The following is a 10755-nucleotide window of genomic DNA, read 5'->3' as shown; positions in this document are numbered from 1 at the left end:
CCCGCCAGCACGTCGCCCGTGCCCGCCTTCGCGAGCGCCGACGTGCCGTGCGCCATGCGCACGGTCTCCTCGCCGTCGGATATGAAGGTGACCGGCCCCTTCACCACCGCCACCACGCCAAAGGCGAGCGAGAGCGACCGTGCCAGCGCGTAGGGGTCGCCCGTGGGCAGGTCGAATGCGCGCGCGAGCCGCGCCGCCTCGCCGGCATGCGGCGTGACCACGGTGGCGTGGCCGTTCAGGAAGCGCCGCTTCAGCAGGCGGCGCCCCTTCTCCGGTACAAGGGCGTCCAGGCCGCTGCCGTCCACCAGCACGGGCGCCTCGGCATGCTTCAACACGAAGTGCACGAGCTTGGAGGATGCGCCGTCGTCCGCGTCGAACCCGCAGCCCACCAGGTAGGCGTGCGGCTTGCCCGGCAGCGAGGGGGAGAGCTTCGTCGGGAGGGCCGAGCGCGGGCCGGCCACAAGGGAGGGGCGGAAGCCCTGCACGAGAGGGACGGCTGCCGGATGGGTGAACACCTGCGTGTAGCCGGCGCCCATGCGCTGGCTCGCGTAGGCTGCCAGGCATGCCGCGCCGGGGTAGCGCTCGCTGCCCACGACGGCGGTGAGCGTGCCGCGCGTGTACTTGTTCGCGTCGTCGGCCGGCAGGGGCACCAGGGCCACCAGCTCGTCGTTGCCGTATTCCCGAACGTCCTGCATGGGCGCACCGCCTTGTCCGTCGAAGGTACCCTCCCCGCATTCTACCGCGTATCGCCGAAAGGCGCGAATGCTCGGCAGACCGTTGCCGTGCGAATTCGGACCGTTACGGTGCGGAAACGGTTGACCAGCCTGCTCAGCTTGCTTTCTCCATTCGCTACAATTATATGATGAGAAATAAGGCGCAGCGGCGCCGAACGATTTGAAGGAGGGCATCGTGGATACGACGAAGAAGCATGACTGGGGTTTGATCGTAGCGGGCATCCTGCTGGTGGTGTGCGCCTTCTTCTTCCTCGTGGCGCCGGGGCTCACGCTCGTCACCATCACGGCCATCGCGGGCGCGGCGTTCCTCGTGTCCGGCGTCTTCGACATCATCAACTACGTGCGCTTCCACAAGATCATGAACCTGTCCGGCTGGGCCATCGCCTACGCGGTGCTCGACATCGTCATCGGTCTCATGTTCCTCATCCACCCGCTGGCGCTGGCCGGCGTCATACCGTGGATGATCGGCGCGTTCTTCATCATATTCGGCGTGTTCGAGATCGTGGGCTCGTTCACGGTCAAGAAGACCGGCGTGCCCCTGTGGGGCTGGATGCTGTTCTCGGGCATCGTCAGCGTCTTGTGCGGCCTGACATTCTTCGTATGGCCGGCGGCGCTCAGCATCTTCCTCTCGGTGTTCATACTCATGCGCGGCGTGTCGCTCGTATTCTACGGTTGGAACGCGAACAAGGCCATGCTGGCGTAGCCGGGGCGCGGGCGTTGCCGCAACCTCTGATGAAACCATGGGGCGGGTGCGCTGCCCGCCGCTACTCGTGGTAGAATCTCGATGAAATGGCGAAGGCCCCGAATGCGTTCGGGGCCTTCTTCCCGATGGAGGAAGTCAAGACGGCGGTGGAGAACATGGCAGACGAACAGCAGAACCTCCTGGACGAGCGGGCGCTCGCCGAGGCGACGAGCGATCCGGCGGCGCGCATCGAGGCGCTGCGCCGCGAGATCGAGCACCACACCTACCTGTACTATGCCCAGGACGCGCCCGAGATATCCGACGGCGCGTTCGACTCGCTCATGCGCGAGCTGCGCGAGCTGGAGGCGGCCCACCCCGAGCTCGTGGACCCGTCGAGCCCCACGCAGCGCGTCGGCGGCTACGTGGGCGAGCAGTTCGCCCCTGTGCGGCATGCGCGGCGCATGTACTCGCTCGACAACGCCATGGACCTGGAGGAGCTGGACGCGTGGATCGAGCGCGTGACGGAGGCGTTCGGCCGCATGGTGCCGGTGGTGTGCGAGCTCAAGATCGACGGCTCGTCCATCGCCTTGACGTACGAGGACGGGCGCCTCGTGCGCGCGGCGACGCGCGGCGATGGCACCACGGGCGAGGACGTCACCGCCAACATGCGCACGGTGAAGGACGTGCCGCTGCGCCTGCGCGAGGCGGCGCTGGGAGGCCTGCGCGACGCAGCCGCACCGGTTGAGCTGCGCGGCGAGGTGTACATGCCCAAGAGCAGCTTCGACGCGCTCAACGCGGCCGCCGTGGCGAACGGCAAGCAGGCGTTCGCGAACCCGCGCAACGCCGCGGCGGGGAGCCTCCGCCAGAAGGACCCCGCCATCACGGCGAACCGCGACCTCTCCACCTTTATATACGCGGTGGCCGACGAGCGTGCGCTGGCCGTCGAGGGCCAGTGGGAGCTGCTGGCGTGGCTGCGCGAGGCGGGCTTCCACGTGAACCCCGACGTCGAGCTGTGCGAGACGCGCGAGGCGGTGCACGCGTTCTGCGAGCGCGCCATCGAACGCCGCGAGGCTCTGCCCTACGAGATCGACGGCGTGGTGGTGAAGGTGAACGCGTTCGCCCAGCAGGAGTCGATGGGCTACACGGCCCGCGCGCCGCGCTGGGCCGTCGCCTTCAAGTTCCCTCCCGAGGAGAAGACCACGCTCCTGCACGACATCACCGTGCAGGTGGGGCGCACCGGCAAGCTCACGCCCGTGGCCGAGATGGAGCCGGTCGTGGTGGCGGGCTCGACCGTGGCGCGCGCGACGCTTCACAACGAGGACGAGGTGCAGCGCAAGGACGTGCGCGTGGGCGACACCGTCATCGTGCGCAAGGCGGGCGACGTCATCCCCGAGGTGCTGGGGCCGGTGCTGGCGCTGCGTCCGGCCGACGCCGCGGTGTGGCGCATGCCGGCAACGTGCCCGAGCTGCGGCAGCCCCGTCATCCGCGAGGAGGGCGAGGTGGACTTCCGCTGCATCTCCATCGACTGCCCGGCGCAGGCGCTGGAGCGGCTGCTGCACTGGGCCAGCCGCGGCGCCATGGACATCGACGGCATGGGCGAGGAGATCGTGTCGCGCCTCGTGGAGAGCGGTCGTTTGACCGACGTGGCCGACTACTACACGCTCGACGAGGTGGAGCTCGCGCTGCTCGACATGGGCCGCGTGAACAAGGACGGCGAGCCCATCCGCCTCGGGTCCACCGTGGCGAAGAAGCTCGTGGCCGCTATCGACGGCAGCCGCGCGAGGCCGTTCTCCCGCGCGCTCTTCGGGCTGGGCATCCGCCACGTGGGCAAGACCATCGCCGAGCTGCTGGCGGCGGCGTACCCGTCCATCGAGGCGCTCATGGAGGCGTCGGAAGAGGACCTTGCCGCCCTCGACGGCGTGGGCCCGAAGATCGCGCGCAGCGTGTACCTGTTCCTGCGCACGCCCGACAACGCGGCCGTCATCGAGCGCCTGCGCAAGCGCGGCGTGGCGATGGCCGACGAGGCGGCCGACCCCGACGAGCAGCTGCCCCAGACGCTCGAGGGGTTGACGTTCGTCCTGACCGGCTCCCTCGTGGAAAGCGGCATGACCCGCGACGAGGCGGGCGCGGCGCTCAAAGCGCGCGGTGCGAAGGTGAGCGGCAGCGTGTCGAAGAAGACGAGCTACGTCGTGGCCGGCGAGGCCGCCGGCTCCAAGTACGACAAGGCCGTGACCCTCGGCGTGCCCGTACTCGACGAGGCCGCCCTCCTGCGCATCCTGGAAACCGGCGAGGTGCCGGAGTAGTCGCCGCCTCGAAGAAGGAGGTGGCCGGGAAAACCGGTTTTTCCGAATACAAGACGGCCCGGCTCCTCAAAGAGCTTGTTGAAGACGGCTACCTCAAACCTTACGGCAGCACACGGGGAAAGCGCTACGAGAAGCCCGCCTGCGAGCCTCTTTGAAAGGGATAGACGAATGGCGGGGCGGGCGGTTTCCGAGCGCGCTTGCGGTCTGGGAAACGCCGCTCGCCTAGAGGAGTTACGGAAATGGAAATCGTAACACCCCCGGTGCGGACTATCTGCTATAGTGTGTTACACAGTTCAAATTCGTAACACACTTTGAGGTGCTGCGCCGGACCGCGAGGGAGCCGCCGCAGCGGGTGGGAGGATTCGCATGGCAACACTCACACGGCGCGACTTCGCGAAGCTGACGGGGGCTACGGCAGCCACGCTTTCGCTGGGCGGGATCTTGGCGGGCTGCGCGGGCGGCGGCGATGAGAAGCCGGCGGCAGGCGCAGATGCGACGGGCGCGGACGTGGCGGCCCCCTCGCAGGTGATCGTGTCCATGACCGTCGGCTCCGAGCCGGCGGCGGGCTTCGACCCGCTGGTGTCCTGGGGCTGCGGCGAGCACGTGCACGAGCCGCTCATTCAGTCGACGCTCATCACCACGGACACCGACCTTAGCTTCAAGAGCGACCTTGCCACGTCCTACGAGGCCTCCGAAGACGGCATGACCTGGACGTTCAAGATCCGCGACGATGTGAAGTTCACCGATGGCACGCCGCTCACGGCGCGCGACGTGGCCTTCACCATCAACGGCATCCTGAACTCCGAGGCTTCCGAGTGCGATATGTCCATGGTGAGGGAAGCCGTGGCGGAAGACGACGCCACCGTGGTCATCCACATGGAGAAGCCGTTCAACGCGCTGCTCTACACGCTGGCCGTGGTGGGCATCGTGCCCGAGCACGCCTACGGCGAGGGCTACGGCGCCAACCCCGTCGGCAGCGGCCGCTATATGCTTGAGCAGTGGGACAAGGGCCAGCAGGTCATCCTCAAGGCCAACCCCGACTACTACGGGGAGGCGCCGAAGATCGAGCGCGTGGTGGCCGTGTTCATGGAGGAGGACGCCTCGCTCGCCGCGGCGCAGTCCGGCCAGGTTGACGTGGCCTACACCTCCGCGACGTTCGCCGCGCAGCAGCCGGCCGGCTACGACCTGCTGAACTGCGCGTCGGTGGACTCGCGCGGCATCTCGCTGCCCACCATCTCCGCCGGTGCGAAGAAGACCGACGAGAAGGGCGAGGCGGCCGCTGGCAACGACGTGACGTGCGATGTGGCCGTGCGCCAGGCCATCAACTACGGCGTGGACCGCGAGCGTATGATCGACAACGTGATGAACGGCTTCGGCACCGTGGCCTACAGCGTGGGCGACGGCATGCCGTGGTCCTCGCCCGACATGAAGTGCACGACCGACGTGGAGCGGGCGAAGAAGCTGCTCGACGATGCCGGCTGGGCGCCGGGCGCCGACGGCATCCGCGAGAAGGACGGCGTGCGCGCCTCGATGAACCTGTACTACTCGGCCGGCGACACCGTGCGCCAGGGTATCGCCGAGGAGTTCTCCAACCAGATGAAGGAACTGGGGCTTGAGTTCGCCATAAAGGGCGTGAGCTGGGACGACCTCTACCCGCACCAGTTCACCGATCCGGTGGTGTGGGGTTGGGGCACCAACGCCCCCATCGAGACGTACAACCTGTTCTACTCCAAGGGCACGGGCAACTACGCCTGCTACGAGAACGCCGCCACCGACGCGTACCTGGACGAGGCGCTGGCCTGCCCCAAGGTGGAGGACTCGTTCGACTTGTGGAAGAAGGCCCAGTGGGATGGCACGACCGGCATCGCGCCGCAGGGCGACGCGCCCTGGGTGTGGTTCGCGAACATCGACCATCTGTACTTTGCGAAGGAGAACCTGAAGGTCGCCGAGCAGAAGCCGCATCCGCACGGCCACGGCTGGTCGCTCGTGAACAACGTCGACCAGTGGTCGTGGGCGTAAGGTTCCGTCTGCCTGACGGCAGCCGGAACCGGCCGACGCTGCGAGGCGCCGATGCACCCCGCCTCGCCCCTTTTTCGCTTGCCCTCACGTGCGAAAGCACGCTCGGCCGCGAAACGGGGCGATTCGGGGCACCTCGGCGCCTCTCGCTGACATTGCCGGACAAGTGAGGTTATAGTATCCCCATGTTCCGATTCGTCATCCGCAACATAGCGAAGTTCATCCTGCTCATGGTTGCCGTGAGCTTGGTGACGTTCGTGCTGGTGAGCGTGTCTCCCATCGACCCCGTCCAGGCGAACGTGGGGCAGGCGGCCTACGTCAACATGAGCGAGGCGAAGCGGGCGCAGCTGGCCGAGTACTGGGGCGTGAACACGCCCTTGTGGGAGCGCTACGCCAACTGGTTCGGCGACCTCCTGCACGGCGACCTGGGAACGTCGCTGCGGTTCAACGCGCCGGTGGCCGACGTCATAGCCACCCGGGCGGTGAACTCGCTCGCGCTCATGGCCACGGCCTGGGTGGTGAGCGGCGTGCTGGGCTTCGGCTTGGGCATCCTGGCCGGCGCGAACCGCGGGCGGCCCATCGACCGCATCGTGAAGGGCTACTGCTTCCTGTTGGCATCCGTGCCCACGTTCTGGCTGGGGCTCGTGTTCCTCATCGTGTTCTCGGTGTGGCTGGGCTGGTTCCCGTTCGGGTTCTCGGTGCCCATCGGGGTGTCGGCGGCCGACGTGACGCTCGCCGACGCGCTGCACCACCTGGCTCTGCCCGCGCTCACGCTCTCGGTGGTAGGCGTGGCGAACATCGCGCTGCACACGCGCGAGAAGACCATCGACGTGCTGGAGAGCGACTACGTGCGGTTCGCCCGCACGCGCGGGCTGTCCACCTGGGGCGCCCTGCGCCACCACGGGCTGCGCAACCTCGCGCTGCCTGCGCTCACGCTGCAATTCGCGTCCATCTCGGAGATTTTCGGCGGGTCGGTGCTCGTGGAGCAGGTGTTCTCGTACCCGGGCCTCGGGCAGGCGGCCGTCACGGCGGGCTTGGGCGGCGACGTGGCGCTGCTCGCGGGCATCGCGCTGTTCTCGGCGGCGTTCGTGTTCGGCGGCAACCTCATAGCCAACGTGCTGTACGGCGTGGTGGATCCTCGCATGCGCAAGGGGGCGAAGGCTCATGCGTAGCGGAAAGGAAACCTGCGAGGCCGCCGGCTTCAAGGTGGCTGCGGCCCCGGTGCTCCACGCTTCTCGCGCGGCTCGGTGGGGGAACAGGAAGCTCACGCTGGCGGCTTTCGTGCTGGCGGTCGCCGCGCTGGCCGCCGTGGTGGCGGCGGGCTTTCTGGCCGCCGACGCCGCGACGGCCACGGACTTCGCCCAGAAGAACCTCGCGCCCAGCCTGGCGCACCCCTTCGGCACCGACTGGATGGGGCGCGACATGCTGCTGCGCACGCTGGCGGGCCTGTCCACGAGCGTGCTGGTGGGCCTTCTGGCCGCAGGCGCGTCCTCGGTCATCGCGCTCGTGCTGGGCGCGGTGGCGGCGCTCGGCGGCAAGAAGGCCGATGCCGTGGTCACCTGGCTCATCGACCTCATGATGGGCATCCCGCACATCGTGCTGCTCATCCTGATATCGTTTGCGCTCGGCAAGGGGTTCTGGGGCGTCACCATCGGCGTGGCGGTGACACATTGGCCGAGCCTGGCCCGCGTGGTGCGCGCCGAGATCCTGCAATGCCGCGAGTCCACGTTCGTGGCCGTTGCGCGCAAGCTGGGGCAGAGCCCGCTGCGCATTGCCTTGAAGCACATGGTGCCCTATGTGCTGCCGCAGTTCATAGTGGGGCTCATCCTGCTGTTTCCCCATGCCATCCTGCACGAGGCGGCCGTCACGTTCCTCGGTTTCGGCCTGCCGCCCGAGCAGCCGGCCACCGGTGTCATCTTGAGCGAGTCGATGGCGTACCTCTCGGCCGGCATGTGGTGGCTCGCGGTGTTCCCAGGTCTCGCGCTCATCGCCACCGTGCTCTTGTTCGACGTGGCGGGCTCGAACCTTCGCAAGCTCATCGACCCGCACAGCTCGCAGGAATAGGAGGCGCGGATGAGCGAGACGCAGAAGGGTGCGGCGCGGGCGGAAGAGACGCGGGCGGAACAGGTGCCGGCCTGCGGGCGCGCGGCCGAGCTGGACGCACTGGCCGACACGCTGTTCGGAGGGCACGAGGCTCTCGAGCACGCCGACGAGCAGGAGCACCACCACCATACGCACGCGCCCGCGTCCCACCACGAGCATGGCCACCACCTGCTGCAGGTGGAGGACTTGAGCGTGGGGTTCCGCATGTACGACGAGGATGCCCCGTTCTTTCGCGCAAGGCAGCGCTTCGTGGAGGTGATCAGCTCCCTGACCATCTCGGTGCATGCGGGCGAGATCGTGGCGGTGGTGGGCGCGTCGGGGTCGGGCAAGACGCTTCTGGCCGACGCCGTGCTGGGCTTGTTCGAGCCGAACGCCACCGTGCGCGGTCGCATCTGGTTCGACGGCGAGCTGCAGGACGCCGCGGGGTTGGCCGCGCTGCGCGGCAACGGCGTGTCGCTTGTGCCGCAGAGCGTGAACAACCTCGACCCGCTCATGAAGGTGGGGCGGCAGGTGGAGGGCTTCGCGCACCCCGACGTGCCGCATGCCGAGCGTCGCCGCCGTCGGGCGGAGCTGTTCGAGCGCTACGGCCTGTCGGAGGAGACGGCGCAGCTCTACCCCTTCGAGCTGTCGGGCGGCATGGCGCGGCGCGTGCTCTTGTGCTGCGCGCTCATGGACGATCCGCACGTCATCGTCGCCGACGAGCCCACGCCCGGGCTCGACCTGGATCTGGCCGTGCGCGCCCTCGACGACTTCCGCGCGTTCGCCGACGCGGGCGGCGGCGTCATGCTCATCACCCACGACATAGAGCTGGCCCTGCGCGTGGCCGACCGCGTGGCCGTGTTCAAGGACGGCACCGTGGTGGAGGAGACGGCCGTCGCGAACTTCGCGTCCCCTGACACGCTCGCGCACCCGTTCTCGCGCGCGCTGTGGCATGCGCTGCCGGAGCACGGGTTTCGCGACCGCAACGTTGGCGAGGGGTCTGGCAAGGGAGGTTTCCATGCTTGAGGCGCGGGGCATCACCTACGCGTATCCCGGTGCGGCGCGCGCGCTCTACCAAGGCTTCGACCTGGCAGTTGCGCCCGACGAGCGGGTGGCCCTCTGCGCGCCCTCGGGCTTCGGCAAGACCACGCTCTGCCGCCTGCTGGCCGGCTACGAGCGCCCGCAAGCGGGCGAGGTCCTGGTGGACGGCGAGCCCTTGCCGCGGCGCGGTGCGTGCCCCGTGCAGATGATATGGCAGCATCCCGAGGCCGCCGTGGACCCGCGCATGCGCATGGGCGCGACCCTGGCCGAGGCGGGCGAGGTGCCCGGCCGTCTGCTGGACGACCTGGGCATCCAGAAACGCTGGCTGTCGCGCTATCCGCACGAGCTGTCGGGCGGCGAGCTGCAGCGCTTCTGCATCGCCCGCGCGCTGGCCGCGAACCCGCGCTACCTCGTGGCCGACGAGGTGTCCACCATGCTCGACGCCCTCACGCAGGCCCAGATATGGCGCTTCCTCATGGACGAGACGAGCAGGCGGGGCATCGGGCTCGTGTTCGTGTCGCATTCCCCCGCCCTCACCGACCGCATAGCCACGCGCGTCGTGCGCCTGGGCGCGTAGGGCCGGACGCCTTCCCCGGCCTTTCCCGCTTGCCGCGCCTTCCTCCCTGCCCGATCCGCCGCCCTTCGTCGTTGCCGGCTTTCTGCTCAATTCGCGATATTTGTAATTGACTATATACTATCAAAAGAATAATATAGGGGTGCTCATACGCCGATCAGGCGCCTGTCAGGGGGCGGGGGCCGGCGGCACCGCGTGAGTTGAAGCGAGAGAACCAGGGAAGGGGATCTTATGAAGAAGCACCTCCGCATCGTGATGGCGGCTGCGTGCGCGTTCGCCATGGTGGGCGCGTTCGCGCTGTTCGGCTGCTCGACGGGCGAACAGAAGGCCGACGAGCCGAAAGCCGACGAGCCCAAGGCCGAGAGCCACGAGGCCGTGGAGCTGCAGCTGTTCGCCGCGAACTCGCTGTCGAAGGCGATGGACGCCGTGCAGGAGCTCTACACGCAGGACCACGATTGGGTCACGTTCAAGGACACGCAGTACCTGTCCTCGGGCGAGCTCAACGAGCAGCTGGCCGGCGGCGCGTACGCCGACGTGCTGATATCGGCCTCCAAGGCCAAGATGGACGAGGCGGTGGACGGCGGCTACGTCGACGAGGCCTCGCGCTTCGACATGTTCAGGAACGACCTGGTCATGGTGACGGGCGAGAACTCCGAGCTGGCCGCGAAGTACGGCGCCGACCAGAGCTTCACGCTGGCCGACGTGGCGACGGGCGACTACGCCGTGGCCGTGGGCGACGAGTCCGTGCCGGCCGGCAACTACGCCGACCAGGCGCTGTCCACCGTGGGCTGCTACACCGACCCGTCCGGCAAGACCGGCAGCGACATCACGGGCAAGGGCGGCACGTTCGACGGCACGCCGCTCGACGGCAAGGTGAACCTGCAGACCTCCGTGGGCAACGTGTGCAAGCAGGCCGAGTCCGGCGCCGTGGACGTGGCCTTCGTGTACAGCTCCGACGTGTACCGCTTCGGCGGCGTGAAGGTCATCGGCGTCGTGCCGAACGACACGCACAAAAAGATCATCTACCCGGCCGCCGTCTGCACGGACTCGAAGCAGGCCGAGGCCGCCGCCGAGTTCCTCGATTGGGCCACGACGGACGCCGACGCCAAGAAGCTGTGGCAGGAGTGGGGCTTCGAGCTCGTTACCGAGTAAAGGGTCCCGCACATACGGTATCATGTGGGAAAGGATGGGCACTCGACTGCCCATCCTTTCCGCGCGATAAGGAACAACCATGAGAATCTCCCGAACAGACACCTGCGCGCGCCCGGTTGCACGGACGGCGCAGGGCTGCGCGAACAGGGTTGCACCCCCTCTCCCCTCCGC

At 68.2% G+C, this 10755-nt stretch carries 10 protein-coding genes; 9 read left to right on the top strand and 1 reads right to left on the bottom strand.

Annotation, left to right across the window (positions count from 1 at the left end):
* The coding region (locus GPA_RS11615) for an ADP-dependent NAD(P)H-hydrate dehydratase (protein WP_041240450.1) at positions 1-695 on the bottom strand (695 nt) is incomplete at its 3' end.
* A gap of 214 nt (positions 696-909) precedes the next feature.
* Between GPA_RS11615 and GPA_RS11610 the strand changes: the two genes are divergently transcribed.
* The 9 genes from GPA_RS11610 (at position 910) to modA (ending at position 10584) form a co-directional block, all read left to right on the top strand.
* Positions 910-1437, top strand: a complete 528-nt coding sequence (locus GPA_RS11610; protein WP_041239549.1) for an HdeD family acid-resistance protein — start codon at positions 910-912, stop codon at positions 1435-1437.
* 155 nt (positions 1438-1592) lie between these two features.
* Complete coding sequence (ligA, locus tag GPA_RS11605; protein ID WP_041240449.1) at positions 1593-3719, top strand: NAD-dependent DNA ligase LigA; 2127 nt, start codon at positions 1593-1595, stop codon at positions 3717-3719.
* Positions 3720-3739: 20 nt separating this feature from the next.
* Positions 3740-3874, top strand: coding sequence for a hypothetical protein (locus GPA_RS20420; protein ID WP_261798089.1), 135 nt, complete (start codon positions 3740-3742; stop codon positions 3872-3874).
* A gap of 211 nt (positions 3875-4085) precedes the next feature.
* Positions 4086-5738, top strand: a complete 1653-nt coding sequence (locus GPA_RS11600; RefSeq protein ID WP_015539975.1) for an ABC transporter substrate-binding protein — start codon at positions 4086-4088, stop codon at positions 5736-5738.
* 182 nt (positions 5739-5920) lie between these two features.
* A complete protein-coding gene (locus GPA_RS11595) occupies positions 5921-6907 on the top strand; it encodes an ABC transporter permease (RefSeq protein ID WP_015539974.1) in 987 nt (328 codons plus the stop codon).
* Positions 6900-7799, top strand: a complete 900-nt coding sequence (locus GPA_RS11590) for an ABC transporter permease (RefSeq protein WP_015539973.1) — start codon at positions 6900-6902, stop codon at positions 7797-7799. The genes GPA_RS11595 and GPA_RS11590 overlap by 8 nt, the downstream gene beginning before the upstream one ends.
* Before the next feature lie 9 nt (positions 7800-7808).
* Positions 7809-8843 carry an ATP-binding cassette domain-containing protein gene (locus tag GPA_RS11585; protein ID WP_015539972.1) on the top strand — a complete coding sequence of 345 codons (1035 nt, stop codon included), beginning with the start codon at positions 7809-7811 and terminating at the stop codon, positions 8841-8843.
* A complete protein-coding gene (locus GPA_RS11580) occupies positions 8836-9435 on the top strand; it encodes an ABC transporter ATP-binding protein (protein ID WP_015539971.1) in 600 nt (199 codons plus the stop codon). Before GPA_RS11585 ends, GPA_RS11580 begins: the two co-directional genes overlap by 8 nt.
* A gap of 228 nt (positions 9436-9663) precedes the next feature.
* Positions 9664-10584 (top strand): molybdate ABC transporter substrate-binding protein, encoded by a 921-nt coding sequence (gene modA, locus GPA_RS11575; protein ID WP_015539970.1) that lies wholly within the window; start codon positions 9664-9666, stop codon positions 10582-10584.
* Positions 10585-10755: the final 171 nt, after the last annotated feature.

It is taken from the genome of Gordonibacter pamelaeae 7-10-1-b, from assembly GCF_000210055.1.
GTDB lineage: Bacteria > Actinomycetota > Coriobacteriia > Coriobacteriales > Eggerthellaceae > Gordonibacter > Gordonibacter pamelaeae.
Note: the sequence above shows the minus strand (reverse complement) of the source record. Positions and strands in the feature narration are given on the sequence as shown.

Coding starts and splice junctions, on each gene's coding strand:
- ligA (WP_041240449.1), top strand. CDS start 1,593: ATGGCAGACGAACAGCAGAACCTCCTGGACGAGCGGGCGCTCGCCGAG.
- GPA_RS11600 (WP_015539975.1), top strand. CDS start 4,086: ATGGCAACACTCACACGGCGCGACTTCGCGAAGCTGACGGGGGCTACG.
- GPA_RS11595 (WP_015539974.1), top strand. CDS start 5,921: ATGTTCCGATTCGTCATCCGCAACATAGCGAAGTTCATCCTGCTCATG.
- GPA_RS11590 (WP_015539973.1), top strand. CDS start 6,900: ATGCGTAGCGGAAAGGAAACCTGCGAGGCCGCCGGCTTCAAGGTGGCT.
- GPA_RS11585 (WP_015539972.1), top strand. CDS start 7,809: ATGAGCGAGACGCAGAAGGGTGCGGCGCGGGCGGAAGAGACGCGGGCG.
- GPA_RS11580 (WP_015539971.1), top strand. CDS start 8,836: ATGCTTGAGGCGCGGGGCATCACCTACGCGTATCCCGGTGCGGCGCGC.
- modA (WP_015539970.1), top strand. CDS start 9,664: ATGAAGAAGCACCTCCGCATCGTGATGGCGGCTGCGTGCGCGTTCGCC.